This window comes from Streptacidiphilus jeojiensis (assembly GCF_042510965.1).
In the GTDB taxonomy this organism is placed as follows: Bacteria; Actinomycetota; Actinomycetes; order Streptomycetales; family Streptomycetaceae; genus Streptacidiphilus; species Streptacidiphilus jeojiensis.
Window position 1 is genome coordinate 35,400 of the sequence record NZ_JBEUKS010000007.1, and the last position, 25,589, is coordinate 60,988.

General features: G+C 71.3%; 21 protein-coding genes. 13 read left to right on the forward strand and 8 right to left on the reverse strand.

Annotated features, from left to right (window positions below; genetic code table 11):
- Positions 1-25: 25 nt before the first annotated feature.
- From ABUW04_RS20030 to ABUW04_RS20060, 7 genes are all read left to right on the forward strand, one after another.
- A complete protein-coding gene (locus ABUW04_RS20030) occupies positions 26-1,573 on the forward strand; it encodes an AMP-binding protein (protein ID WP_380566035.1) in 1,548 nt (515 codons plus the stop codon).
- A gap of 29 nt (positions 1,574-1,602) precedes the next feature.
- Positions 1,603-2,778, forward strand: a complete 1,176-nt coding sequence (locus ABUW04_RS20035; protein ID WP_030260243.1) for an amidohydrolase family protein — start codon at positions 1,603-1,605, stop codon at positions 2,776-2,778.
- Positions 2,778-4,235, forward strand: a complete 1,458-nt coding sequence (locus tag ABUW04_RS20040; protein WP_380566036.1) for a FadD3 family acyl-CoA ligase — start codon at positions 2,778-2,780, stop codon at positions 4,233-4,235. The genes ABUW04_RS20035 and ABUW04_RS20040 overlap by 1 nt, the downstream gene beginning before the upstream one ends.
- On the forward strand, positions 4,232-5,827 hold the full coding sequence (locus ABUW04_RS20045) for a methylmalonyl-CoA mutase family protein (RefSeq protein WP_380566037.1): 1,596 nt from the start codon (positions 4,232-4,234) through the stop codon (positions 5,825-5,827). The genes ABUW04_RS20040 and ABUW04_RS20045 overlap by 4 nt, the downstream gene beginning before the upstream one ends.
- Entirely contained in the window at positions 5,827-6,255 is a 429-nt protein-coding gene (locus ABUW04_RS20050; RefSeq protein ID WP_380566039.1) for a cobalamin-dependent protein, read from the forward strand. The genes ABUW04_RS20045 and ABUW04_RS20050 overlap by 1 nt, the downstream gene beginning before the upstream one ends.
- 75 nt (positions 6,256-6,330) lie before the next feature.
- On the forward strand, positions 6,331-7,287 hold the full coding sequence (locus ABUW04_RS20055; RefSeq protein WP_380566040.1) for an LLM class F420-dependent oxidoreductase: 957 nt from the start codon (positions 6,331-6,333) through the stop codon (positions 7,285-7,287).
- Positions 7,284-8,396 carry a CaiB/BaiF CoA transferase family protein gene (locus ABUW04_RS20060; protein ID WP_380566041.1) on the forward strand — a complete coding sequence of 371 codons (1,113 nt, stop codon included), beginning with the start codon at positions 7,284-7,286 and terminating at the stop codon, positions 8,394-8,396. Before ABUW04_RS20055 ends, ABUW04_RS20060 begins: the two co-directional genes overlap by 4 nt.
- On the opposite strand, the gene ABUW04_RS20065 is transcribed toward ABUW04_RS20060, so the two are convergent.
- The 3 genes from ABUW04_RS20065 to ABUW04_RS20075 form a co-directional block, all read right to left on the reverse strand.
- Positions 8,391-8,813: a hypothetical protein gene (locus tag ABUW04_RS20065; RefSeq protein WP_380566042.1), complete on the reverse strand. Its 423-nt coding sequence runs from the start codon at positions 8,811-8,813 to the stop codon at positions 8,391-8,393. The genes ABUW04_RS20060 and ABUW04_RS20065 overlap by 6 nt on opposite strands.
- A gap of 110 nt (positions 8,814-8,923) precedes the next feature.
- On the reverse strand, positions 8,924-9,754 hold the full coding sequence (locus ABUW04_RS20070) for an SDR family oxidoreductase (protein ID WP_030260225.1): 831 nt from the start codon (positions 9,752-9,754) through the stop codon (positions 8,924-8,926).
- Entirely contained in the window at positions 9,751-10,239 is a 489-nt protein-coding gene (locus ABUW04_RS20075; protein WP_380566043.1) for a VOC family protein, read from the reverse strand. The genes ABUW04_RS20070 and ABUW04_RS20075 overlap by 4 nt, the downstream gene beginning before the upstream one ends.
- A 433-nt stretch (positions 10,240-10,672) precedes the next feature.
- On the opposite strand from ABUW04_RS20075, the gene ABUW04_RS20080 reads away from it, so the two are divergent.
- Entirely contained in the window at positions 10,673-12,028 is a 1,356-nt protein-coding gene (locus tag ABUW04_RS20080) for a hypothetical protein (protein WP_380566044.1), read from the forward strand.
- Here ABUW04_RS20080 and ABUW04_RS20085 read toward each other — a convergent pair.
- The 3 genes from ABUW04_RS20085 to ABUW04_RS20095 form a co-directional block, all read right to left on the reverse strand.
- Entirely contained in the window at positions 11,945-13,291 is a 1,347-nt protein-coding gene (locus ABUW04_RS20085; protein ID WP_380566045.1) for a hypothetical protein, read from the reverse strand. The genes ABUW04_RS20080 and ABUW04_RS20085 overlap by 84 nt on opposite strands.
- A 179-nt stretch (positions 13,292-13,470) precedes the next feature.
- Positions 13,471-14,802, reverse strand: coding sequence for a salicylate synthase (locus ABUW04_RS20090; RefSeq protein WP_380566046.1), 1,332 nt, complete (start codon positions 14,800-14,802; stop codon positions 13,471-13,473).
- 33 nt (positions 14,803-14,835) lie between these two features.
- Positions 14,836-15,639: a class I SAM-dependent methyltransferase gene (locus tag ABUW04_RS20095; RefSeq protein ID WP_380566047.1), complete on the reverse strand. Its 804-nt coding sequence runs from the start codon at positions 15,637-15,639 to the stop codon at positions 14,836-14,838.
- 1,071 nt (positions 15,640-16,710) lie between these two features.
- Here ABUW04_RS20095 and ABUW04_RS20100 point away from each other — a divergent pair.
- Positions 16,711-17,076: an ATP-binding protein gene (locus tag ABUW04_RS20100; RefSeq protein WP_380566048.1), complete on the forward strand. Its 366-nt coding sequence runs from the start codon at positions 16,711-16,713 to the stop codon at positions 17,074-17,076.
- 7 nt (positions 17,077-17,083) lie between these two features.
- Here ABUW04_RS20100 and ABUW04_RS20105 read toward each other — a convergent pair whose 3' ends face one another.
- Complete coding sequence (locus tag ABUW04_RS20105; RefSeq protein WP_380566049.1) at positions 17,084-18,655, reverse strand: endo-1,4-beta-xylanase; 1,572 nt, start codon at positions 18,653-18,655, stop codon at positions 17,084-17,086.
- A 240-nt stretch (positions 18,656-18,895) separates the two neighbouring features.
- Entirely contained in the window at positions 18,896-19,906 is a 1,011-nt protein-coding gene (locus ABUW04_RS20110; protein WP_380566050.1) for a LacI family DNA-binding transcriptional regulator, read from the reverse strand.
- 196 nt (positions 19,907-20,102) lie between these two features.
- Between ABUW04_RS20110 and ABUW04_RS20115 the strand changes: the two genes are divergently transcribed.
- The 4 genes from ABUW04_RS20115 to ABUW04_RS20130 are packed head-to-tail and all read left to right on the forward strand — an operon-like array spanning position 20,103 to position 25,577.
- The gene (locus ABUW04_RS20115) at positions 20,103-21,446 is read left to right on the forward strand and encodes an ABC transporter substrate-binding protein (RefSeq protein WP_380566052.1); all 1,344 of its coding nucleotides are present in this window, start codon (positions 20,103-20,105) and stop codon (positions 21,444-21,446) included.
- Complete coding sequence (locus ABUW04_RS20120) at positions 21,443-22,378, forward strand: carbohydrate ABC transporter permease (RefSeq protein WP_030260203.1); 936 nt, start codon at positions 21,443-21,445, stop codon at positions 22,376-22,378. Before ABUW04_RS20115 ends, ABUW04_RS20120 begins: the two co-directional genes overlap by 4 nt.
- On the forward strand, positions 22,378-23,196 hold the full coding sequence (locus ABUW04_RS20125) for a carbohydrate ABC transporter permease (RefSeq protein ID WP_380566053.1): 819 nt from the start codon (positions 22,378-22,380) through the stop codon (positions 23,194-23,196). Before ABUW04_RS20120 ends, ABUW04_RS20125 begins: the two co-directional genes overlap by 1 nt.
- Positions 23,193-25,577 (forward strand): beta-xylosidase/alpha-l-arabinosidase, encoded by a 2,385-nt coding sequence (locus ABUW04_RS20130; protein WP_380566054.1) that lies wholly within the window; start codon positions 23,193-23,195, stop codon positions 25,575-25,577. Before ABUW04_RS20125 ends, ABUW04_RS20130 begins: the two co-directional genes overlap by 4 nt.
- The last annotated feature ends 12 nt before the right edge of the window (positions 25,578-25,589 follow it).

Here is a 25,589-nt window from a genome sequence, read left to right on the forward strand (position 1 = left end):
CAGCGTCGAGGAAGGAGCACTCGCCATGCGAAAGATCCCCGCCGAACTGGTGCAGCGCTACGAGGCGGAGGGCTGGTGGACCCGGGACACCATCGGCGACCTGCTGGCCCGCGGCCTGGAGGCCGCCCCGGGGACCCTCTTCCGGGTGCACTCGGACGTGCGGCCCTGGACGGGGACCTTCGGCGAGCTCGAACGGACCGCGCGCCGGTTGGCCGCAGGGCTGCGCGAGCGCGGCGTCGGCCCCGGTGACGCGGTCGCCTTCCAACTGCCCAACTGGATGGAGGCCGCCGCGGTCTTCTGGGCCTCGGCGCTGCTCGGGGCGGTCGTGGTGCCGATCGTCCACTTCTACGGGCGCAAGGAGGTCGGCTACATCCTGGACTCGGTCACCCCGAAGGTCTTCGTCACGGCCGAGCGGTTCGGGCGGATGGAGCACCAGCCCGACCTGAGCGCCCGGGTGCCCGTGGTCGGCGTGGTGGGACGGGACTTCGACGACCTGCTCGGCGCCGAACCCATGCCCGGCGTGGTCCGGACCGACCCGGCCGCCCCCGCCCTGATCGCCTTCACCTCCGGCACCACCCGCGACCCCAAGGGCGTCGTCCACAGCCACCAGACCCTCGGCTACGAGACCCGCCAGCTGGCCGGCTTCTATCCGCCGGACCGGGGCAGCCAGCTCACCTCGGCGCCGGTCGGCCACTTCATCGGGATGGTGAACGCCTTCCTGATCCCGGTGCTGGACGGCTCCCCGGTGAACCTCGCCGACACCTGGGACCCGGGCCGGGCGCTGGAACTGATGACGCGTGACGGACTCACCGTGGGCGGCGGTGCGGCCTACTACATGACCAGCCTGCTGGACCACCCCGACTTCACCCCCGGACACCTCGCGCACATGAAGTACGCCGGCCTCGGCGGCGCGTCGGTCCCGACCTCGGTCACCACCCGGCTGGAGGCCCTCGGCATCACCGCGTTCCGCTCCTACGGCAGCACCGAGCACCCCTCCATCACCGGCTCCCTGCACACCGCACCCGAGCGCGAGCGGCTGTACACCGACGGGAAGGCGCTGTCCGGCGTGGAGTTCCGGTTGGAGTGCGACGGCGAGATCCTCAGCCGGGGCCCCGACCTGTGCCTCGGCTACACCGATCCGGCCCTGACCGAGAACGCCTTCGACACCGAGGGCTGGTACCGCACCGGCGACATCGGCGTGCTGGACCAGGACGGCTGCCTGACCATCACCGACCGCAAGGCCGACATCATCATCCGCGGCGGGGAGAACATCAGCGCGGTGGAGGTCGAGGAACTGCTGCTGGCCATGGACGGCGTGGCCGAGGCCGCCGTGGTGGCCGCCCCCGACGCCCGGCTCGGCGAGCACGCCGCCGCCGTGGTCCGGCTGCGGCCCGGCCACCCCGCGCCGCCCACCATCGACGCCATGCGGCGCCACCTGGAACAGGCGGGCCTGGCCCGGCAGAAGTGGCCCGAGGAGCTCCACACGGTCGAGGACTTCCCGCGCACCGCGAGCGGCAAGATCCAGAAGTTTCACCTCCGTCGGGACATTGCAGTGCGCCACGACGGAGAATAAGGTTCTCCTATTCAGCGAAGGAGGATCTCATGCCGTCACGCGAGCTGCCGTATCCGCTGTTCGACGCGGACAACCACCTGTACGAGACCGAGGACGCGCTCACCAGGTACCTGCCCGAGCAGTACCGGTCGGCCATCCAGTACCCGGTGGTGAACGGCCGCAAGAAGATCGCGGTGCTGGGACAGATCAGTGACTACATCCCCAACCCCACCTTCGAGGTGGTGGCCCGGCCGGGCGCGTGGGAGCAGTACTTCCGGGAGGGCAACCCGGACGGCAAGTCGCACCGGGAGCTCTTCGGGGCCCCGATGAAGTCGATACCGGCGTTCCGGGAGCCCGCTCCGCGGCTGGAGCTGATGGACGAGATGGGGATCCAGCGGACGCTGATGTTCCCCACCCTGGCCAGCCTGGTCGAGGAGCGGATGCGGGACGAGCCGGAGCTGATCCACGCGGTGGTCCACTCGCTCAACCAGTGGCTGTACGAGACCTGGGGCTTCAACCACAAGGACCGGATCTACACCACGCCGGTGATCAGCCTGCCGATCCTGGACAAGGCCATCGCCGAACTGGAGTGGTGCCTGGAGCGCGGGGCCCGGGTGATCCTGGTCCGGCCGGCCCCGGTGCCCGGCTACGGCGGGTCGCGGTCGTTCGCGCTGCCGGAGTTCGACCCGTTCTGGAAGCGCGTCGAGCAGGCCGGGGTGCTGGTGGCGATGCACTCCTCCGACAGCGGCTACTCCCGCTACTCCAACGACTGGGAGGGCAAGGGCCAGGAGATGCGACCCTTCGAGGCCCAGGTGTTCCGGATGATGAACGAGTGGCGCCCGGTCACCGACGCGGTGTCCTCCTGGGTCTGCCACGGCGCGCTGTTCCGCTTCCCCGAGCTGAAGGTCTCGGTCATCGAGAACGGCTCGTCCTGGCTGGTGCCGCTGCTCGACCAGCTCGCCAGCGTCTACAAGAAGCAGCCCCGAGGCTTCCTCGGCGACCCGGTCGAGGCGGTCCGGACCCGGATCCACATCAGCCCGTTCTGGGAGGAGGACATGTCCGAGCTGGCCTCCGTGGTGGGCGTCGACCGGGTGCTGTTCGGCTCCGACTGGCCGCACCCCGAGGGGCTTGCCGACCCGGTCACCTACGTCGACACGCTGGCCAAGTTCAACGAGGCCGACCAGGCCAAGATCATGGGCGGCAACCTGGCCCGGCTGATCGCGTAATGCTGACCACGGCAAAGGCCTGGGAGACCATCCCCGACATGGTGCTGAGCGCGGCCGACCGCTTCGGCGACGCCGAGGCGGTGGTGGACGGCCCGCTGCGGCTCAGCTTCACCGAACTGGTCGACCGGGTCCGGGTGGCGGCCGGCGCGTTCGCCTCCGCCGGGATCGAACGCGGCGACCGGGTGGCGCTCTGGGCACCCAACTCCGCCGAATGGATCATCGCGGCCTTCGGGCTGCTGACCGCCGGCGGGGTGCTGGTCCCGGTCAACACCCGCTTCAAGGCGGACGAGGCGCACGACATCATCCGCCGCAGCGGGGCCAGGGCCGTCCTGGTCCAGAGCGGCTTCCTGGGACAGGACTACCCGGCCCCGCCCGGGGTCCCGGTGATCGACCTGAAGTCGGACTTCCTCGCCAGCGGTTCGCCGTTCCAGCGCCCGGTGCTCGGGACCGACATCTGCGACATCATGTTCACCTCGGGCACCAGCGGGCGCCCCAAGGGCGTGATGATGAACCACGCCCAGACGCTGCGGCTGTACGCGGAGTGGTGCGACCTGGCCGATCTGCGGCAGGGCGACCGCTATCTGACGGTCAATCCGTACTTCCACATCTTCGGCTACAAGGCCGGCTGCATCGCCTCGCTGATCCGCGGCGCGACCATCCTGCCGGTGCCGGTCTTCGACGTGGAGCAGGTGCTCGCCCTGGTGGAGCGGGAGAAGGTCACGGTGCTCCCGGGACCGCCCACGCTCTACCACTCGCTGCTGTCCGCACGCGGCGGGCACGACCTGTCCTCACTGCGGGTGGCGGTGACCGGGTCCGCCGACATCCCGGTCGAACTGATCCGACGGATCGTCAGCGAGCTGCCCTTCCGCTCGGTGATGACCGGCTACGGCCTGACCGAGGCGGGGACGGCCACCGCCTCCCGGCCCGGCGACTCCTTCGAGTCCATCGCGACCACGGTCGGCACCCCCTGCGACGGAGTCGAGATCCGGATCGCGGACGACGGCGAGGTGCTGGTGCGCGGCTACACCGTGATGCAGGGCTACCTCGACGACCCGTCGGCGACCGCCGAGGCCATCGACCCGGACGGCTGGCTGCACACCGGGGACCTCGGCACGCTGGACGACGCGGGCAAGCTGCGGATCGTCGGCCGCAAGAAGGACATGTTCATCGCCGGCGGCTTCAACGCCTACCCGGCCGAGATCGAGGGCTTCCTGATGGAGCATCCGGCGGTGGCCCAGGTCGCCGTGGTCGGCGTCCCGGACGAGCGGCTCGGACAGGTCGGCAAGGCCTTCGTGGTCCGCCGCGGCCCGGTGACGGAGCAGGAGCTGATCGCCTGGAGCCGCACCCGGATGGCCGGCTTCAAGGCGCCCCGGTATGTGGACTTCCTCGACGAGCTGCCGCTGAACGCCAGCGGCAAGGTGATGAAGACCCTGCTGATGAAAGACGTACTGAAGTGAACGACTCCGCCCAGAACTCCTCAGCGACGCATACCTCCTCGGGCATCCCGCTCAAGTCGGTCTACGGACCGGCGGACCGGCCCGGGGATCCACCCGACCCCGGCCGCTTCCCCTTCACCCGCGGCAACTACCCCTCCGGCTACCGGGGGCGGCTGTGGACCTTCCGGCAGTACTCCGGGTTCGGCACCGCCGAGGAGTCCAACCGCCGCTACCGCTACCTGCTGGAACAGGGCGGCACCGGACTCTCGGTCGCACTGGACCTGCCCACCCAGTGCGGCTACGACTCCGACGACCCCGAGGTCGGCGAGGAGGTCGGCCGGGTCGGCGTCGCCGTGGACACCCTCGCCGACGCCGAGGTGCTGTTCGACGGCATCCCGCTGGACCGGATCAGCACCAGCTTCACCATCAACGGGACCGCGGCGATCCTGCTGGCCTTCTACGTGGCCGCCGCCGAGCGCCGGGGCATCCCCCGGGCGAAGCTCACCGGGACCATCCAGAACGACATCCTCAAGGAGTACGCCTCGCGCGGCACCTGGATCTGGCCGCCCGACCCCTCGTTGCGGCTGATCGCGGACACCATCGAGTTCTGCGCGGCCGAGGTGCCCAGCTTCAACGCGATCTCGGTGGCCGGCGCGCACTTCCGCGACGCCGGCGCCAACGCGGTGCAGGAGATGGCCTTCACCCTGGCCGACGGGGTCACCTACTGCGACACCGTGCTGGCCCGCGGCCGGATGACGATCGAGCAGTTCGCCCCGCAGATCTCCTTCTTCTTCTACACCCACGGCGACTTCTTCGAGGAGATCGCCAAGTACCGTGCCGGACGCCGCCGTTGGGCGACCATCGTGCGCGAGCGCTACGGGGCGAGCAGCGACAAGGCGTCGATGTTCCGCTTCGGCTGCGTGGCCGGCGGCGCCTCCCTCTACGCCCCGCAGGCCAGGAACAACACGGTCCGGGTCGCCTACGAGGCGCTCGCCTCGGTGCTGGGCGGGGTCCAGTCGATGTTCACCGCCGCCTGGGACGAACCCTTCGCGCTGCCCAGCGAGGAGTCCACCACCCTGGCCCTGCGCACCCAGCAGATCCTGGCCCACGAGACCGGGGTGGCCAGGGTCGCCGACCCGCTCGGCGGCTCCTACTTCGTCGAATCGCTCACCGACGCCACCGAGGCCAGGATCGTGGAGATCATGGCGGACCTGGAGCGGCACGGCGGCATGGTCCGGGCGATCGAGGACGGCTACCTGCAGGGCCTGATCGCCGACGAGGCCTACCGGATCCACCAGGAGGTCGAGTCGGGGACCCGGCCGGTCGTCGGCGTCAACCGGTTCACGGCGGACGAGCCGGCCCCCGAACTGGCCACCTACGAACTGGACGCCGAGGGCCTGGACCGGCAGCTGAAGCGGCTCGCCGACGTGAAGGCGACCCGGGACGCCGCCACCGTCCGCACCACCCTGGCCGAGCTGACCCGCGCCGCGGAAGGGACCGACAATCTGATGCCCCGTCTTATCGACTGCGCCAACGCCTACTGCACGGTCGGCGAGATGGTCGCCGCGCTCAAGGCGGTCTGGGGCGAGTTCCAGCAGCCGGTGGTGTTCTGATGACCACCGCCGCCACCGCCACCGCCACCCGCGTGCTGATCGCCAAGCCGGGCCTGGACGGCCACGACCGCGGAGCCAAGATCGTGGCGCGGGCACTGCGCGACGCCGGCTTCGAGGTGGTCTTCACCGGCATCCGCCAGCGGATCGAGTCCATCGTGGCCACCGCCGTCCAGGAGGACGTGGCCGTGGTCGGCCTCAGCATCCTGTCCGGCGCCCATCTCGCCCTGACCGCCCGCGTCGTCGAGGGCCTGCGGGCCGCCGACGCGGCCGACATCGCCGTGGTCGTCGGCGGCACCATCCCCGCGGCCGACGTCCCCCGGCTGCACGCGGCCGGCGCCGCAGCGGTGTTCCCGACCGGGACCCCGCTGGACGCGGTGGTGGCGGGAGTCCGTGCGCTGACGACCACGGCCGTCGAACCTGCCCTCTGAACCTGCCGTCTGAACCTGCTGTCTGAACCTGCTGTCTGACGACACATCAACTACCGGACAAGAGCTGGAGGCACCGTGCGGGTCGGGGTGATGATCGGACCGGAACGCGGGGACTCCGCGCGCAAGGTCGCGCGGATGATCGCGGACGTGGAGTGGGCCGAGGGCGCGGGGATCGACACGGCCTGGGTGCCGCAGATCCCCACCGACTTCGACGCCCTGACGGCGGTCGCGCTGATGGGGGTGCGCACCTCGCGGATCGAGCTGGGCACCGCGGTGGTGCCGCTGCAGGCGCAGCACCCGATCGCGCTGGCCCGGCAGGCGCTGTCCGCGCAGGCCGCGACGGGCGGGCGGCTGGCCCTGGGCCTCGGCCCCTCGCACCACTGGATCGTTCGGGACATGCTGGGCCTGCCGTACGAACGGCCGGCCGGTCTCACCCGCGACTACCTGGACGTCCTGGACGCCGCTTTGCACGGCCCCGGCCCGGTCGACGTGGAGAACGCGTCGTTCACCGTGCACAATCCGCTGGAGTTGGGCCCGGTGGCCCCGATGCCGGTGCTGATCGCCGCACTGGGCCCGGTGATGCTGGCGCTCGCGGGCGAACGGGCCGACGGGACGGTGCTGTGGATGGCCGACGAGCGCGCGGTGGCCGAGCACGTCGTGCCACGGATCACCAAGGCGGCCGAGGGCGCCGGGCGTCCGGCCCCGCGAATCGTCGCCGGGATCCCGGTCTGCCTGTGCCGGCCGGGCGAGGAGGACGCGGCCCGGGAGCGGGCCAACCGGATCCTCGGGGAGGCCGAGATCTCGCCCAACTACCAACGGCTGCTGGACCAGGGCGACGCCGAGTCCATCGGCGACCTGTGCGCGGTAGGCGACGAGGCCGCCATCGCCGCCCGGTTCCGCCGGTTCGCCAACGCGGGCGCCACCGACCTGTCGGTGCGGCTGCTGCCCATCGGCGAGAACCGGGAGGAACTGGTCGCCTCCAAGCAGCGGACCAGGGAGATGCTGGCCGGACTCGCCACGGAGTTCCGGTGAGCGCGGGCCCGGAGGGCGCGGGCCCGGAGAGCGCAGGCCCGGAGAGCACGGGCCCGCTGGCCGGCGTCCGGATCCTGGAGGTCGGCCATATGCTGGCCGGCCCCTACGCCACCATGATGCTGGCCGACCTCGGCGCCGAGGTCACCAAGATCGAGCCGCCCGGCGGCGACATCTCACGGCAGGTCAGCGCCTCCTACTTCGCCAGCCTCAACCGGGGCAAGCGCAGCATCCGCCTCGACCTGAACTCCGAACCGGGCCGGGCCCGGCTGCACGAACTGGTCGCCGACGCGCACGCACTGCTGGTCAACCTCAAGCCCTCGGCGATCCACCGGCTCGGCCTCACCTACGACGCGCTGCGGCCGTGGAACGACCGGATCGTCTGCGTCGCCCTCACCGGCTACGGGCTGCACGGCGGCGACGACCCGGCCTTCGACTACGTGGTCCAGGCCGCCACCGGCGTGGCCGCGCTCACCGGCGAACCCTCGGGGCCACCGGGCCTGCCCGGGTACTCGGCGGCCGACAACTCCTCAGGTCTGACCGCCGCACTGGGCCTGCTCGCCCAGATCGTCTCCGGCCGCGGCGGCCAAGTGGACGTCTGCCTACGGGATGTGATGCTGTCCCAGCTCAACTACCGGGCAGCGGCCTACCTCAACGACGGGGTGGTGCCGAAGCGCCTGCCCCGGGGCGCGCACTCCTACTACGTACCGGCCCAGATCTTCCCGACCCTGGAGGGCCATCTGGCCCTGTTCATCACCCATGACGGCTTCTGGAAGTCCTTCGCGGCCGAAGCCGGCGTCGCCGGCTTCCCGACGATGGCCGACCGAGCGGCCCGCCGCGAGGAGGTGCTGGCCGCCGTCACGGAGGCCCTGGCCACCGACACGGCCACCTCCTGGGAGTCCCGGCTCCGCCCACTGGGCGTACCGGCGGCCGCCGTCCGCACTCTGCCGGAGGCGCTGGCGGCCACCCCCGAGATGGTGGTGACGGCCGGCGACTACCGCCTGATCGCCGGCTCCGTCCGGATCGCCGGCTACCACCCCGACTACGGCCCGCCGCCGGGCCTGGGCGAGCACGACGGCCCGGATCCGACCCGGACTGACAAACCGTCATGACGTGCACGCCACGCGGAGTTGGGCGGCCGCAGCGTCGATCCTGCTGGAGTCCGGGCTGGTGTCGCCGTTCAGGATGTCGCGGTTGTAGTCGGCGATCGCCTTGTCCAGGTTGTCGACCGCCTTGTTGACCTTGGCGTCGTCGGTCCCGTCGCCGATCTCAGCCAGGTTCCTGTTGATGGTGTCGATCGACTCGTGGGTCCGCGTGGGGTCGTGCGACGAGTCCAGGCCGGCCTCGTGGATCGCGATCAGGCTGTCGGCGATCGTGCCGGCATTGCCGAAGCAACCGACGGAGCTGTTGAGGCCGTTGACGCCGTTGACGCCGTCACAACCGGCGACGAGTCCCCCGGTCAGCAGAACGGCGCTCACGGCGATGGCGATCGTGGACGCGCGGCGTCCGGGTCGGTGCTGCACGGACATCTGAATGGCCTCTTCTTCCTCGGACTGACTCAGTTGGCTCAGGGCATGGCTGCGCCGACCTGCTCCCGCAGGAGCCCCCGCAGGAGCAGGTCGGCGCATCGGACGGGGTGTCAGCTACCGCGAACGGCCGCGAGGACCCCGCCGTCGACCAGGATGTCGATGCCGCTGAGGAAGCCAGCCTCGTCGGAGACCAGGAAGGCGGCCACGGCGGCGACGTCGTCGGACTCGCCGGGCCGGCCGAGCGGGGTCCGGTCGATGAGCCGCTGCATCGACGCCTTGTCGGCCGCCTCCTGCTTCCCCTGCGGCGTGAGGATGACGCCGGGCGAGATCGAGCAGGCCCGGGCCCCGGCCGGGCCGAGGCGGACCGCCTCGGCCCGGGCGAAACGGTGCACGCCGTGCTTGGCCCAGGTGTAGGCCAGCCCGGTGTTCTCGATGTCCGACCCGACGGTGTCGTGCAGCCGATCCAGGAATCCCTCGTCGAGGGGGTCGTCCAGGACCGCGGCGATCTCGGGATCGGGGTCGAGGTCGACCCCGGCGATCATCGGCGCCATCGAGGCGAAGAACACCAGCGCCGTACCGGCGGTGGCGAGCGGGCGCAGGCCCTCGGCCAGCAGCGCGGTGCCGACCAGGTCGACCTCGAAGATCCGGCGCCAGTCGGCCATGGTGGGCGAGATCCCGGCGGCGTGGATCACGGCTCTCAGGGTGCCGTGCTCACGGACCCGGTCGGCGAGCCGGGCGATGCCGTCCCGGTCGGTGACGTCCAGGGCGAACGGCTCGACGACCGCGCCCCAGCCGTCCTCCGAGAGCGACTTGGCGGCCGCGGCCACGGCCTCCCCGTCCCGGTCGACCAGCAGCAGCACGTCCACCTGGTGGGCGAGCCGGCGGGCGCAGTCCAGCCCCATCCCGCGTCCGGCGCCGGTGGCGATACCTACGGTCGTCATGAGCTGTTCCTTCCGGTGTCCGTTGCGGGCGTCGCCGACGGCTGTGCCCAGTACTGCTCCAGGTGCGGCTGGACGCCCCTGGTGACCAGCTCGACCCTGGGCCCCCTGGTGCTGCGAAGGAACGCGAAGAACAGCCCGCCGTCGGCGCCCGGGCGGGTCGCCTCGATCACGTAGCCGTGGTCCTCCAGCTTCAAGGTGTCCCCTGCGACGTCGTCGGACCAGTAGCCGACGTGGTGCAGGGTGGAGCCGGGCACGGGCTCCCAGAGCGTCCCCGGGATCCGTCGCACCACCTCCAACCGGGGCGACGTGCGCGAGAACGTGCACCTCATGTCGAGGACGGCGGCGCCGGTCGGCAGCTCCAGCGCCACCGGGCCACCGGTCTCGTCGCACCAGTCGTATCCGAACAGCGAGGAGAGCTGCTCCAGGGTCCCCTCGAAGTCCTCGACGACGATGCCGACGTGGAACTGGTCCTCAGGGTTCAACATGTGACCACCATCGTGTCTCCCTTGCTTGCGCCACGGCGCGGGGCGTGGACTCCTTCGCATCAGCGAGAATAATGCTCTCGCTGACGGAAAAACACATTCTCGACGCCCTGCGAACGTTCACCAGAATGTCCGGGCCAAGGCCGCGAGGTCGTCGTGCGGCTGCCGACAACCCGGCTACCGCAGTCGCAGTACTCAGCTCGGCGTCATCGTGCTGCGCACGGCCCAGGGCATCGGCTACGTCCTGGCCGGCGCCCCGGTGGCGCTGCTGCTGCGTCAGGACAGCGGCTGACGGACGAGACCGACCGGCTGTCCCGGGTGCGTCCATGGGGCTGAAATCCCGTGCACATGTGCGAGTGCACCGGGGGCCCGGTCCGGGCGGGCGGCAAGGTTCGTATAGATACCGATGATGCCTATCGCGGAGGAGCGCCGCAGAGTGCAGAGGACCTGCAGAACCGAACAGTGGCCGCTGCCGGACATGTCGGTGGCCCGGGGCGACGTGCTGGTGCCGGCCTGGGTGGACCATCCGGAGCGGGGTCGGGTGGCCTGTCCTGCGGCCCGCCTGCTGGGTGGCAGCCTGCTCCGGAACGGACTGGCGGTGCGCTACCAGGACCTGGCCCCGCCTCCGTCTCCGTCTCCGTCTCCCGCCATGGACGCAGACGGGCGGGCGGTGCTGCAGGTGCTGTCCTACCTCGGCCGGGACGGAGCCGCGACCGGCCTGGCGGCGGTGTCCGCGCCCGGCCCTGCGGCAGCCGTGGTGACGGCGGCGCTGGAGCGGTGGGCGGCGGTGATGCGGACCAGACGGCTGGTGGTCGGCGGGGTGGAGCCGCTGTGCGCGGGCGTCCGCCGGGCACGGGCGGTGGTCGACGCGGTGGCGGAGAGCGGGCGACCCACGGTCGTACTGGCTCCGGACCCGGTCGCGGCCGGCCCGGTGATCGGCCGGGGCAGAGCGGTTCGCGGCACGGAATCGGCAATGGAGCTGGAGCGGGTCCTCGACGGCGCAGTCGTGGTGGTCGGCCCGGCCGGTGTGGCACCCGCACTGCGGGCACGGATCGCCGCCCAGGGTCGGACCCCGGTGGACGCCGGATGCCCGCTGGCGCTGGCGGCACAGGCGGAGGTGCGCCGGTTCGCGCAGCAGGGCGAGACCGTGATGCTGGTCGGTCGGAGTGGACACGGAGCAGTGCCGGCACTGCTGGGTCAGGCCGCCGCCGGGTCGGTGCGACTGGTGGAGGACCTGGCGCAGGCACGCCAGTTGGAGGTGGCCGATCCGGGCCGGGTCGCGGTGGTGCTGCAGCCGGGACTGCCGCTCGGCGAGGCCGAGTCGGTGGCCGAGTCGGTCCGCAAGCGCTTCGGTCACGTTCTCCCGCAACACCCGTCGACGTACTGCCATGCGGCGGACGACCGGCTGCGGGCGTTGACGCAGCTGGCCCGCGCCTGCGCGGTGGTGCTGGTGACCGGGCCGGCGGCCTCGGCGCGCGAGACGGTCCGGGTGATCGAGCAGGCGGGTGCCGCCGCGTACGCAGTGCTCGGACCCGAAGGCGTCCGCCCCGGATGGCTCAAGGGACGGGCGTCGGTCGGCGTGACCGCCGCTGCCGGGGCCGAACCGGGCCTGGTGCAGGCACTGGTGCGAACGCTGTCCGGATTGGGGCCCTGTGCGGTGGAGCTCCAGGAGGGCGCCACCGTGGCCTCCACTACCTCTGACGCGATGTCAGCTGTGGCCGGGGGCACGGCTGCGGTCGAGCAGGATCCGGGCCGTGCGCTGGTGCCGGTGCGGACGCAGCCGGGCGCGTAGCCGGGTCAGCGCGTCCTCTATGCGGGCCGAGTGCAGGTGCGGGCGGTCGTCCAGGAAGCCGTGCCAGGTTGCGCATGCCTGCTCCAGCCGGCCCAGGTCCAGCTGCAGTTCGGCGAGCTGAGCGGTGGTCAGGGCCCGGGCCCGGCGTTCGGCGGCGGGACGGTGGCGCAGCGAGGCGGTCAGCGCGGCGACGGCCCCGGCCCGGTCGGCACCCGCGGCCAGCACCTCGGCCTCCTGGTGGGCGAGTGCGGCGGGGTGGAAGGCCCCGATGGTCCCGTGGGCGTCCTGCCCGTGGTCGAGCAGCCGGTGGGCCCGGCTCAGCTGGGACAGCGCGGCGCGCCGGTCCCCGGTCGCGGCGCTGGTGACGGCGAGTTGGCCGGACAGCAGCGCACCCTGTCCGCTGGGCAGTGCGGGCAGGTGACCGGCAGCGGCCTCGGCGAGGTCCCGCGCGTGCGCATGGTGGCCCAGATGGTGGGCCTGGATGCTCAGGGCGCGCAGCGTGGTGGTGTAGCCGCTCAGATCGCCGCTGCGGGCGAACAGCCGCGCGGAGGTGCGGTAGTAGGCCTGCGCGGCTCCTCCCAGGTTCTCGTCGAAGCACATGTAGCCGGCCAGGTAGGTCAGCCGGGCCGCGGCCCGCATCAGCCGACGGTCGGCAGCGGTACGGACGCTGCGCCCCAGGAACGGGGCGATGTCGGCGGCCAGGTAGGCGGACAGGGCCGGGCGGGCCCGGCCGCCCCCCGACTCGGCGTCGGAGGAGGCGAACAGATCCAGCATCAGTTCCGCGCTCTGCGCCAGGGCGAGGACGTCCCGCGCATCCGCCCGCCGCTCCGCCGCGGCCCGGGGCGCCGCGGCACCGGTGAAGTCGGGCAGAGCGGTGGCGCTGACGGAGTAGACCAGGGAACCGAGCACGGTGCGCCGCCGACGGCCGCCTCCTGCCAGCTCGACGAGGCGGGCCACGATGTCCTCCTCGCGTTCCGGAACGGCCTGGGTGGGGCCTTGGCCCGAGGGGCGGGCCAGGGCGGTGTCGCTCAGATCGACGCGCCGCCGCAGCCGGCGTGCCAGGGTCTCCGCGACCATCCGGGCCACCGCCTCGGGAGGCCGACTGCCGGCCAGCCAGTGCGCCACCGAGGTGCGGTCGTACCCGAGGGTCAACCCGCTCTCGGCGCCCGCGGCGTTGACGGCGCGGGCCAGATCCTGACCGGTCCAGCCGGCCTCGGCCAGCAACGCCCGCAACCGCGCGTTCGGCTCTCGCCGCGACACCATGGAATCTCTCCCCGCTCACAGGACCGTTGACCGGTGGGACGGTTGGCCTGGGACCGGGTGGAGCCCCTGCAGCACAGGGTAGGCGCCGCGGGACCGTGGCAGGCAGGGAGCACGGGGGTCGGCGGAGGGGCGCCGGGCAGTGAGCGCACGCCTGCTGCGGTGCTCTGCTGCTGGTCGAACTACGGTGTGCGGGCGGACACCAGGCACCGTGCGACGCTCCGCAGCTTCTCGCAGGTCTCCTCGTGCTCACGCTCGGGAAGGGACTGGCCGACGATGCCGGCCCCGGCCTGCAGCCAGGTGCGGTCGCCCTCCTGGAAGATGCTGCGCAGTACCAGGGCGGCGTCCAGACCTCCTTCGCTATCGCAGACCAGGACCGCCCCCGCGTACAACCCCCGTTCACGGCCCTCCAGTTGGCGGATGACCTGGTAGGCGGGACGCTTCGGGATCCCGGTGGCGGTGACGGCGGGGAACAGCGCGGCGAACGCGGTCCACATCCGGCCGCGCACGGGCAGCCGGCCGCTCACCGTCGAGGCCAGGTGCTGCACGCTGCCGCGTTCCCGGACGGCCATGAACTCGTCGATGGACACGGAGCCGGACTCGCTGACGGCGGCGATCTCGTCCCAGGCGAGTTTCACCGAGACCGCGTGCTCGTAGATCTCCTTGGGGTCGGCCAGGAGCTCGGCGCACAGCTCCCGGTCGGCGGCCGGGGAACCGGTGCGGGCGCGGGTGCCCGCCAGCGGCTGGGTGGTGACCCGTCCGTCGGGAGAGACCACGGCCACCGTCTCCGGGCTGAATCCGGCGGCGCGCATCCGGCCGAGGTCCAGCAGGTAGGAGCGGGCCGGGGTGTTCCCCCGGCGACCGGCGACATAGCTGCCGATCAGGTCCGCCGCGGCGGGCACCTCGACCACCCGGGAGATGATCACCTTCTCCAGGGTGCGCGCACGGATGTCCAGCACCGCTGCGGCGACCGCAGCCCGGTAGTTGTGGCTGTCCTCGACGGCCACGTCGACCGCCGTGTCCGGGACGGCGGGACCCGGGTCTTCGTCCAGCAGGCTCTTCGCCAGGACGTCCAGGAGTTCCCGGTCGGTCGACCGCAGCACCATGCCCTCGGCGGTGATCCGCACTTCGGTCTGCGGCACCACCAGGTGCATCAGGTCCGCGTCGCCCACCTGGTCCCCGGCGCCGGCCAGCAGCTGCGCCATCTCGAAGGCGGCCCAGCCGTACGCGCGCCACTCCGGGACGCCGGTCATGTCGAGGAACTGCTCCACGATCCCCAACGGGTTGCCGGTGCACGGGAATCGCCGGGTGCGCTCCCCCAGTTGCTGCACGGCCCAGTCCCGGGACAGCCGAAGCGAGGCGAGGCTGCCGCCGGCGAAGTGCCAGGCCTGGTCGCTCTCGTAGACCACGTACTGGTCGAACCGGCCCGAACGGGCCAGCTGCGCGACAGTCAGCAGGAGGTCCTTCGGCGGCGGGAGGCGCAACTCCCGATAGCGGACGAGGTCGGTGATCATCAGCAGGGCCTTCTCTCTGCTCGTTCTGTTTCTCTAGTCGTCCCGCTGGTGTGGCCGCCGCCCGCGCACCGTGACCAGGGGGTAGGAGTTGACCGCGAATCCCGGTTCGTCCAGAAGGGACCAGAAGTCCCGCAACTCGGCGGCGGTGACCCCGCCCGCGAGCAGCCGGTCCTCCACCTGCTCGGTGTTGACCCGGTGCAGCCGGATGCCGGCGCCGCCGCCGGCCCAGGCCTCGGCGTGGGTACTGGACGAAAGGTCCGTCAACCCTGCCTGGGACATGGCCCCGTAGACCCGGCGTCCCCACAGCGGATCGGCTCCGGCCTCGCTGAGCAGCCGCATCAGGTGCGCGTGGACCTTCTCGAAGAGCTCCGCGGCGCCGGGGTGCGGCGCCGTCAGCACCGGGACCCATCCGCAGTCGAACTCCTCCAGGACGAGCCAGCCCCCGGGCCTGAGCGCGGCCACCAACCGGTCCAGGACCTGGCGCCGCTGCGGCAGGTGCAGCAGCACGAGACGGGCGTGGACCAGATCGAAGGCGTTCTGCGGCAGGTCGTCGCTGACGATGTCGTGCTGCATGACCGTCAGATTGGTGGGCTCGTCCTGCGGACCCCTGGGCTGCGGGACCAGATCCGTGAGCAGTACCTGGCCGAGGGGCCCCACCACATCGGCCAGCCAGGTCCCCAGCGAGCCACCGCCACCGCCCACCTCCAGGCAGTGCCAGCCGGCCCCGAGCCCGGTCTGCGCGATGCGCAGCCGCGACACCGGGTCGTAGCAGGTCTCCAGCGCGGTGAAGCGATCCGGGGCCTGAACCGCCGAACTGTCGAACACATAGCGGGACATGAACCACCTCCGGGCCGGGCGGCACATCCGCGAAACTGCGAATCTGCGGACTCCAGGACAGCAGTCGCGGGTCCCGCCCAGGGGAAGGTGGGGAGGCCGGGGTTGTTGAATATCCGCCACCGTTGAACGCGACCCGGCCGGCCCGGCTCAGCTCAGCTCGGACGCCACGGTTGTCCCCGATTCGGGGACAGGTTCGGGTCGGCGGGTGGTGCGGCGGGGGGGGGGGGGGGGGGCCGGCACCTGTTGGTGGCTTACATGGCGCCACCGTTGCCGCCCACCCCCGCCCGTGGCTTGTTGCTGTTGCTCGCTACGCTCGCGGCGACAAGGACGGGAGGGGTGCCGGGGTCTCGCCGTTGCCGGGCGGCGGGTCGGTCGGCGGTGCGGCTGGAGAAACGATTCGCCAGGTAGGTGCCCTCTACACTTTGGGTCAATCTTCGGACACTGGGTCAGTTGATCTACGTGAATGCCCGGATATGTCCGACATCTCCGTACGACGAGTGACCCGATGTACGAGAAGTGACCCCAGTTCAGGCCACTCGACCCACCGCACGCCCCCCGCCCCACCCCGCACGCCCCCGCCACGGGCCTACGGCGCCCGGCCAAGCAGTCCCCTCCCTGCTGTTAGCCCGCGAGGCGGAGCCGAGCAACAGCAACAAGCCACGGACGGCGGAGGGCGGCAACGAACCCGCCATGTAAGCCACCCACAGCTGCCGCAAACAACCAGCTACGCCGCCCCGCCTCCCCCGCCCCGACTCAGACGCCCTGCGCGGCGCCGTTGGCCTCGGCGATGAGCTGGCTTCCGGTTGAGTTGGGGAGCAAGAGTCTCAGCAACAACAGGAAAGGGTGCAGCTCGTTGCAGGGTTGTGATCAACGATCACCATCGCAGGGGCCGCCGGCCCCGGTGGGAGATTACGCGTTCACTACACATTGACATCGATTGATGGCAAGGTAGTACCTGTGGCGGCATATGACAGTGTGGATGTCCGGTTACACATCGACCCGCTTGATCCGCTGCCGAACGAGCAACGGGTGCATTTCTTCGAACATCTTCGGGATCCGGAGAGCGGCGAAATGCGCCTACCCGCTCATCCGGCGTCATGTTCACTCGCACGCGAACTCACCCTGGAGATCCTCCAGTCCTGGGGTCTGGAGCATCTCGGTTCCGCCGCCGCGCAGTTGGTGGCCGAGCTGGCCGCCAACTCGATCATCCACAGCGGCGGCAGCATCCTGCGGCTGCGGGTGACCCGGCGCGGGGGCTCGGTCCGGATCGAGGTCCGGGATCCGTCCCAGCAGCTGCCGCTGCTGATCCTGGGCGATGTCGAGGACGACCACGGGCGGGGGATGCACCTGGTCGACGCCCTTGCCGATCGATGGGGTGCGGACCTGCTCCCCTACGGCAAGGGCGTCTGGTGCGACCTGCACATCCCCCGTAACTGATGATGGATCAGCCTGCGCTGCAGGTGGTCCCGTTGAGGGCGAACGAGGCCGGGGCCGCGGCGTTCCCGGTGTGGGTGGCCTGGAACCCGATCGTGGTGGTGGCGCCGGGGGCCAGGGTGCCGTTGTAGCTGAGGTTGGTCGCGGTGACCTTCCCGGTGGACGGACTGATCGCGGCGTTCCACGCCGAGGTGACGGTCTGTCCGGAGGCCAGCGTGAACACCAGCGACCAGCCGTTGACGGTGCTCGTCCCGGTGTTGGTGATGGTGATGTTCTCGGTCAGGCCGGTGTTCCAGGCGTTGACCGCGTCAGCCACCTTGCAGGAGCCGGCCGCCCCGGTCGGACCGGACGTCGGCGACGCCGAGGCGGACGCCGTCGGCGTGGGCGAGGTGGTGGCGGTCCCGCCCAGCGCCGTCACCGAGGCGGTGTAGGCCGGCTTCGGCTGGTAGTTGCTGTCGTACATGGTCGCCGCGCCGTAGCCGGAGAAGGCGCCCGGGATCCAGGAGTCGGCGTCGCCGACGCCCCACTGGGAGACGCCGACGCAGCCGCTGACGCCGAGGCAGTCGTTGATCACGGTCGCGTAGTCGGTGGCCTGCTGGGTCAGGTTGGCGGCGGTGGCCGGGAGCTGGATGCGGTCGTCCAGCTCGGTGACGGCCACGTTCACCCCGAGCGCGGCGAAGCGCTGCATGTTGGCCTTCATGGTCGACGGCACCTGGCCGAGGATGAAGTGGCTCTCCAGCCCCACGCCGTCGATCGGGACGCCCTGCGACTTCAGCGAGGCGACCAGGTTGTACATCGCGTCGCTCTTGGCGTTCTCGCCCTCGATGTTGTAGTCGTTCAGGTAGAGCTTGGCGTTCGGGTCCGCGGCGTGGGCCGTGCGCAGCGCGTCGGCGATGTAGCCGCTGCCCATCGCGGTGTAGAAGACGTCCTGCCGCAGCGTCCCGTCGTCGTTGAAGGGCTCGTTGACCACGTCCCAGGAGTAGACCTGGCCCTTGTAGTGGGTGGCCTCGGTGGTGATGTGCGCCTCCATCGCCGCCTGCACCTGACTGGTCGGCAGACTGCTGACCCAGGAAGGCAGTTGGCTGTGCCAGACCAGGTTGTGGCCGCGCACCCGCATGCCGTTCGCCTTGGCGTAGGAGACGATCGCGTCGCCCGGCGCGAAGTTGTAAGTTCCATTGGACGGCTCGGTGGTGTCCCACTTCATCTCGTTGCCGGGGGTCACCATGTCGAACTGGCTGGAGGCCACCGCGGTGAGGGTGGAGTTGCTGAGGTTGGACTGGGTGAGGGCGGTGCCGAAGTAGATGCCCTTGGCCTCGGCCAGGGACTTCAGGCTGGTCCCGGCTGCCCCGGCCTGCCCGCCCAGGCCGGTGAGCAGCAGCGCTCCGGCGGCGACGGCCGCCGCCGCGACGCCGAGGCCGCGCCGGAACAGGGGGCGGGACGGGCGCGGCGCGGGCTGCGCCTCCTGCTGCCGCGTGAGCTGCGGCGTCGGGTGCTGCGGCGCGGGGTGCTGCGGCGTCGGGTACTGCACCGAGCTGACGCCGGTTGAGCTGCTGCGGCGCCTTCCGTGGTCGTGTGCTGTCACCGTTCATGTCCTTTCCACAGGGGTGGGTGGGGTGTGCGGACGTGCGGTGTTGCAGACGCGGGCATGACAAACTGCTGGTCGGAGCGGCCCGACCAGGCCGTCATGCGGCGGACCGGGAGGGGTGAATGATCGAAAGTTTCGATCATGCTCCCGAATGTCAGCGGTGACCCTAGGCCCGACCCGACGGTCCGTCAACACCCCACCGCCACCGCGCAGTGCGGGCCCCGGTGAAGCCGGCCCTCAGCGCCCGGCCCGGGGCCGTGTCGTGCTGCTGCGCTCCACCAGACTGGTGGCCAGATCCACCCGGAGCGTGCTGGGCTTCCGGCCCCGGGCCAGATCCAGCACCATCCGGGTGGCGACCTCGGCCATCTCGGTCAGCGGCTGGCGCACCGTGGTCAGCGGCGGACCCACCCAGCGGGCCAGCGGCAGGTCGTCGAAGCCGACCACGCTCAGGTCCTCCGGGATCCGCAGCCCCAGCTCCCGGGCCGCCTCGTACAGGCCCAGCGCCTGCAGGTCGTTGCCGGTGAAGACGGCGGTGGGCCGGTCCGGCAGGCGCAGCAGCTCCAGCCCGGCGACATGGCCGGCCTCGTGGTGGAAGTCGCCCTCCCGGACCAGGCCCGGGTCGAACCCGATCCCGGCGGTCTCCAGCGCCGCCCGGTAGCCGTCGGTCCTGGCCCGGCTGCACATCATCCGCGCGGGTCCGGCGATCACCCCGATCCGCCGGTGCCCCAGCTCCAGCAGGTGCCGGGTGGCGGCCAGGCCGCCGTGCCAGTTGGTCGCACCGACGGCCGGCACGTCCTGGCCCGGGTCGCCGGCCGGATCCATGACCACGAACGGGATGTCCCGGCTGGCCAACTGCTCCTGCTGGGCGTGGTCGAGGCCGGACAGCACCAGGACCACCCCCATCGGCCGGCGCGCCAGCACCCCCTCCATCCAGGTCTGGCCGAGGCTGAGACGGCCCGAGGACTCGGACAGCACGACGCTGAGCCCCTCCTCGCGCACCACGTTCTCGACGCCCCGGATGACCTCCATGGCCCAGGCGCTCTCCAGCTCGTGGAAGACCAGCTCCAGCAGCGGGGCCGCCTGGTTGGCGCTGCGCCGGCGCCGGTAGCCGTGTCGGCGCAGCAGCTCCTCGATGCGCTCGCGAGTGGCCGGGGCCACGTCGGCCCGGCCGTTGAGCACTTTCGAAACGGTCGGAGTCGAGACGCCGGCCTCCCGGGCGATCTCCGCCAATGTCGCCGTCCCGGTCACGGCCCCTCCCCTGCTGCCCGTCGTGCCTGCGGTTTCCGTGCCGCGGATGACTTCACGCCAGGGATCGTAGTCCCTGGGAGCCGGAAAATCGCCGGGAGTTGGCCTTGCGCCGACCCTTGACGCCCCCTGCCGCCGGGCCTACGTTTCCCCACGACATTCGGCAAAGTCTCCGAAACAATCGAAGGACAGGCAGGCCATGAGATCCTCCGCTTCTGTGTCTCGCAGCCGTACGTCCCGCAACAGAATCGTTCGCAACAGAGTCGTCGTGTCCACCCTGGCCTGTGCCCTCGTGGCCGGAGTGACCGCCGGCTGCGGATCCAGCGGCGGCAGCTCCGCGAGCAGCTCGGGCACCATCCACATCCTGGTCTACGGCGACACCGGCAACACCGTCGAGAAGCAGATCGTCGACACCTTCAACAAGACCTCGAAGGTGAAGGCGGTCCTGGACACCATCCCCGGCGCCAACTACCAGCAGAAGCTCCAGACGATCATCAACACCCCGCAGGCGCCGGACGTGTTCTTCAACTGGGGCGGCGGCAGCATCGCGCCCTTCGTCAAGGCCGGCCTGCTGATGCCGCTGGACAGCTTCATCGCCGCGGACCCGCAGCTCAAGTCCGACTTCCTGCCGTCGGTCTTCAACACCGCCGTGATCGACGGCAAGGCCTACGGGGTCCCCATGCGCGGCACCCAGCCGGTGCTGCTCTTCGACAACAAGAAGGTGCTCGCCGACGCCGGCATCACCCCGCCCGCCACCTGGGACCAACTCATCGCCGACGTGCAGACGTTGAAGGCCAAGGGGAAGACCCCGATCGCGCTGGGCGGCGGGGACCAGTGGCCGACGCTGATGTGGTTCGAGTACCTCTACGACCGCGTCGCCGGCCCCGGGCTCTTCGCCAAGGCCCTGGGCGGCGACCCCAGCGCCTGGGCCAGCGCCGACAGCCAGAAGGCGCTGGGCATGCTCAAGCAGCTGGTCGACGCGGGCGCCTTCGGCAGCAACTTCGACTCGGTCAAGTTCACTGACGGAGGGTCACCGGCGCTGCTGGCCAAGGGCAAGGCCGCGTTCGAGCTGATGGGGTCGTGGGAGTACGCCACCGAGAAGGCCGCCAACCCGGACTTCACCAAGAACGACCTCGGCTACAGCAACTTCCCGACCGTCACCGGCGGCACCGGCGACCCCAACGACGTCGTCGGCAACACCAACAACTTCTACTCGGTGCTGAAGAACACCAAGCACCCGGACGCCGTCGCGCAGTTCCTCAAGCTGATGTACTCCGACGAGTTCGTCAAGGCCCAGCTGGGCATCGGCAACCTGCCCACCACCACCAACACCCAGCAGTTCCTCTCCACCTCCACCGACCCGGCCTACGACACCTTCCAGTACAACCTGGTGAAGCAGGCGCCCTCGTTCCAGCTCTCCTGGGACCAGGCCTACCCGCCCGCGGCCACCACCGCGATGCACCAGGCGGTCCAGCAGTTCATGGACGGCAAGATGGACGCCGCCGCCTTCATCAAGGCCATGCAGGGGCTGCCGACCTCATGACCAGCCTGACTGCCACCCTCGCCGCCGCGGTGGAGCGCCGCCGGGCGGTACGCAGCGGCGTCGGGGCCACCCGCCCGGGCCTGGCCTGGGCGGTGCCCGCGACCCTCTTCTTCACCCTGTTCGCGATCGTGCCGCTGGTCCTGGTCGCGGTGCTGTCCTTCACCGGCTGGAACGGGATCGGCTCCCCGCAGTGGACCGGGCTGGCCAACTGGACCGCGCTCTGGCACGACCCGGTGATGCTCAAGAGCCTGTGGCTGAGCGCCCTGCTGACCACCCTCGGCGTGGTGGTGCAGACCCCGATCAGCATCCTGCTCGGGGTCTGGGCCGCCGGGCACCAGCGCAACCGCGCGGTGCTGCTGGCGATCTACTTCGTCCCGCTGCTGCTCTCGGCGACCGCGGTCTCGGTGCTCTGGCGGGCCCTGCTGGACCCCAACTTCGGCATCCCCTCCGAGGCGGGCTGGCTGTTCGGCGACGGCAACCTGCTCGGCACCCAGAGCGGCTCCATCGGCGTGCTGGCCTTCGTCGGGGCCTGGCAGTGGACCCCGCTGCACACCCTGATCTACCAGGGCGGCGCCCGCGCCGTCCCGCAGGTGCTCTACCAGGCGGCGGCGATCGACGGGGCGGGGACGGTGCGGCAGTTCTTCCACATCACCCTGCCGCAGCTGCGCAACACCATCATCACCTCCATGGTGCTGATGGTGGTCGGCGGGCTGACCACCTTTGACACCGTGCTGATCCTGACCCAGGGCGGCCCCGGCACCGACACCACCATCAGCGCCTACTACATGTACCAACAGGGCTTCCTGAGCTTCGACTTCGGCGGGGCCTCGGCGATCGCCCTGGTGCTGGTGGTGATCGCCACGCTGGTCTCGCTGGTCATGGTCCGGCTGACCGGCTACGACAAGATGAACAGCACCGCGGAGGGACTGTGATGCGCCACCGCCCCAACTACCTGGCCGGCTTCGGCTCGCTGATCTGGCTCTTCCTGGTCGGCCTGCCGCTGTACGTGATGCTGACCGCGACCCTGCGCACCCAGTCCGACTACTCCACCTCCGGGCCGCTCAGCTTCCCCACCCATCTGACCCTGCAGAACTACCTGGACGACTTCTCCAACGGCTTCGGCCGGGACTTCCTCAACACCATCGTGGTCACCCTGTCCGTGGTCGCCATCGTGCTGCTGGTCGTCCCGCCGCTGGCCTACGCCATCGTCAGAAGCCGCCACCGCACCATGGGCACCGTCTTCCGGATCTTCCTGCTCGGCCTGGCCATCCCCGCCCAGGCGGTGATCGTGCCGATGTTCTACGTCATCAGCAAGGCCGGCCTCTATGACAACCTGCTCGGCATCATCCTGCCCACCGCCGCCTTCTGCCTGCCCATCTGCACCCTGATCCTGACCGGCGCGATGCGGGACATCACCCCTGATCTCTACGAGGCCATGTCAGTTGACGGCGCGTCACCGGCACGGGTGTTCCGGCAGCTGGTGGTTCCGCTGTCCAAGGGCGGGCTGTCCACCATCGTCGTCTTCGCCGCACTGCAGGCCTGGAACGGCTTCCTGTTCCCGCTGGTGCTGACCCAGTCCGACTCCACCCGGGTGATCACCCTGGGCCTGTTCAACTTCCAGACCGAGCACGGGGTCGACGTCCCGGCCCTGCTCAGCGCGGTCCTGCTGTCCATGCTGCCGATCCTGGTCGTCTACCTGTTCGCCCGCCGCGCCCTGGTGCGCGGGCTGATGGGGGTCGGCGGAAAATGAGAGAGCGCGTGAACACCACCCGTACCGCCGTCCCGGACTGGCAGGACACCTCGCTGCCGGCCGGCGAACGCGCCGACGCCCTGATCGCCGCGATGACCCTGCGCGAGAAGCTCGCCCAACTGGTGGGCGTCTGGGTCGGCGCCTCCGCCGACGGCGGCGAGGTCGCCCCCTACCAGCACGACATGGAGGAGCCGGTCGATCTCGACGCCCTGCTCCCGTACGGCCTCGGCCAGTTGACCCGACCGTTCGGCACCACCCCGATCGACCCCGCCCTCGGCGCCGTCTCGCTGATGCGCAGTCAGCGCCGCATCGCCGCCGCCAACCGGTTCGGCATCCCGGCGCTGGCCCACGAGGAGTGCCTGGCCGGCTTCGCGGCCTGGGGGGCCACCGCCTACCCGGTGCCGCTGTCCTGGGGCGCCACCTTCAACCCGGAGCTGGTCCGGGCGATGGCCGCCGCCATCGGCCGGGACATGCGCGCCGTGGGCGTGCACCAGGGCCTGGCCCCGGTCCTCGACGTGGTCCGCGACGCCCGCTGGGGGCGGGTGGAGGAGACCATCGGCGAGGACCCCTACCTGGTCGGCACCATCGCCACCGGCTATGTGCTGGGGCTGGAGTCCGCCGGGATCGTCGCCACCCTCAAGCACTTCGCCGGCTACTCCGCCTCCGTCGCCGGCCGCAACCTCGCCCCGGTCCCGATGGGCCCGCGCGAGCGCGCCGACGTCATCCTGCCCCCGTTCGAGATGGCCCTGCGCGAGGGCCGTCCGCGCTCGGTGATGTCCGCCTACACCGACACCGACGGGATCCCCTCCGCCGCCGACCAGGAGCTGCTGACCACCCTGCTCCGGGACGTCTGGGGCTTCACCGGGACCGTGGTCGCCGACTACTTCGGCATCGCCTTCCTGCGGACCCTGCACGGGGTGGCCGCGGACCTGGGCGACGCGGCGGGCCTCGCGCTGACCGGCGGGGTCGACGTGGAACTGCCCACCGTCAAGGCCTTCGGCGAACCGCTGCTGGCCGCCGTCGGCTCGGGCGCGGTACCCGAGCGACTGGTGGACCGCGCGCTGCGGCGGGTCCTGGTGCAGAAGGCCGAACTGGGGCTGCTGGACCCCGACTGGAACCCGGTCCCGCCCGCCCTGGCCGGCACCGGCACCGACCCGGCGACCTACGACACACTGCCGCCGGGCGCCCTGCGCGGCCGCATCGACCTGGACCCCGCCGCCAACCGGGCGCTGGCCGAGCAGGTCGCCGAACAGGCCGTGGTGCTGCTGCGCAACGACGGCACCCTGCCGCTGGACCGTCCGGGCCGGATCGCGGTGATCGGCCCCAACGCCGACACCCCGCGCGCCCTGCTCGGCTGCTACGCCTTCCCGGTGCACGTCGGCGGCAAGCATCCGGAGGTACCGCTCGGCATCGACCTGCCCACGCTGCTGGACCAGGTCAGCGCCGAGTTCCCGGACAGCGAGGTGGTCACCGCACCCGGTACCACCGTCGACGGCGGCGACACCTCGGGCATCGCCGAGGCGGTGGAGCTGGCCCGGGGCGCGGACGTGGTGCTACTCGCCCTGGGCGACCGGGCCGGGCTGTTCGGACGCGGCACCAGCGGTGAGGGCTGCGATGCCGAGTCACTCGAACTCCCGGGACTGCAACAGCAGTTGCTCGACGCATTGCTGGACGCCGGCACCCCGGTAGTGGTGGTCCTGCTGGCCGGACGCCCCTATGCGCTGGGCCGCGCGGTGGGCGAGGCGGCCGGCATCGTCCAGTCCTTCTTCCCCGGCGAGGCCGGCGCCCGGGCGGTGGCCGGGGTGATCGGCGGCCGGATCAACCCCTCCGGCCGGCTGCCGGTCAGCGTCCCGGGCCGTCCCGGCGTCCAGCCGTCCACCTACCTCGCGGCCAGGCTCGCCCAGGCCAGCGATGTCTCCAGTACCGACCCGACCCCGGCCTACGGCTTCGGCCACGGACTGTCCTACACCGACTTCGACTGGTCCGACCTGGAACTGCTCCAGGACACCGCCGACACCGCCGGGGAGTTCCGGATCGCCCTGACCGTGCGCAACACCGGCCGGCGCAGCGGGACCGAGGTGGTCCAGCTGTACCTGCACGACCCGGTCGCCTCGGTGGTCCAGCCGGTGCAACGGCTGGTCGGCTACCGGCGGATCACCCTGCCCCCGGGTGAGCGGTCCCGGCTGCGGATCACCCTGCCGGCCGACCTGGCGTCCTTCACCGGACGCGAGGGCCGGCGGATCGTCGAACCCGGCGAGCTGGAACTGCGGCTGGCGGCCTCCAGCACCGAGACCCGCCTCGCCGTCCGACTGACCCTCACCGGACCGGTCCGCACCGTCGACCACACCCGGCGCCTGCATCCGGAGATCACCGCCGACTGACCGCCCGACCGG

Excerpts from the sequence above, each read along its gene's own strand:
- ABUW04_RS20130 (WP_380566054.1), top strand. The coding sequence starts at position 23,193 with ATGAGAGAGCGCGTGAACACCACCCGTACCGCCGTCCCGGACTGGCAG.
- ABUW04_RS20125 (WP_380566053.1), top strand. The coding sequence starts at position 22,378 with ATGCGCCACCGCCCCAACTACCTGGCCGGCTTCGGCTCGCTGATCTGG.
- ABUW04_RS20050 (WP_380566039.1), top strand. The coding sequence starts at position 5,827 with ATGACCACCGCCGCCACCGCCACCGCCACCCGCGTGCTGATCGCCAAG.
- ABUW04_RS20070 (WP_030260225.1), bottom strand. The coding sequence starts at position 9,754 with ATGACGACCGTAGGTATCGCCACCGGCGCCGGACGCGGGATGGGGCTG.
- ABUW04_RS20040 (WP_380566036.1), top strand. The coding sequence starts at position 2,778 with ATGCTGACCACGGCAAAGGCCTGGGAGACCATCCCCGACATGGTGCTG.
- ABUW04_RS20035 (WP_030260243.1), top strand. The coding sequence starts at position 1,603 with ATGCCGTCACGCGAGCTGCCGTATCCGCTGTTCGACGCGGACAACCAC.
- ABUW04_RS20115 (WP_380566052.1), top strand. The coding sequence starts at position 20,103 with ATGAGATCCTCCGCTTCTGTGTCTCGCAGCCGTACGTCCCGCAACAGA.
- ABUW04_RS20100 (WP_380566048.1), top strand. The coding sequence starts at position 16,711 with ATGCGCCTACCCGCTCATCCGGCGTCATGTTCACTCGCACGCGAACTC.
- ABUW04_RS20090 (WP_380566046.1), bottom strand. The coding sequence starts at position 14,802 with ATGATCACCGACCTCGTCCGCTATCGGGAGTTGCGCCTCCCGCCGCCG.
- ABUW04_RS20120 (WP_030260203.1), top strand. The coding sequence starts at position 21,443 with ATGACCAGCCTGACTGCCACCCTCGCCGCCGCGGTGGAGCGCCGCCGG.
- ABUW04_RS20085 (WP_380566045.1), bottom strand. The coding sequence starts at position 13,291 with ATGGTGTCGCGGCGAGAGCCGAACGCGCGGTTGCGGGCGTTGCTGGCC.
- ABUW04_RS20075 (WP_380566043.1), bottom strand. The coding sequence starts at position 10,239 with ATGTTGAACCCTGAGGACCAGTTCCACGTCGGCATCGTCGTCGAGGAC.
- ABUW04_RS20030 (WP_380566035.1), top strand. The coding sequence starts at position 26 with ATGCGAAAGATCCCCGCCGAACTGGTGCAGCGCTACGAGGCGGAGGGC.
- ABUW04_RS20065 (WP_380566042.1), bottom strand. The coding sequence starts at position 8,813 with ATGTCCGTGCAGCACCGACCCGGACGCCGCGCGTCCACGATCGCCATC.
- ABUW04_RS20095 (WP_380566047.1), bottom strand. The coding sequence starts at position 15,639 with ATGTCCCGCTATGTGTTCGACAGTTCGGCGGTTCAGGCCCCGGATCGC.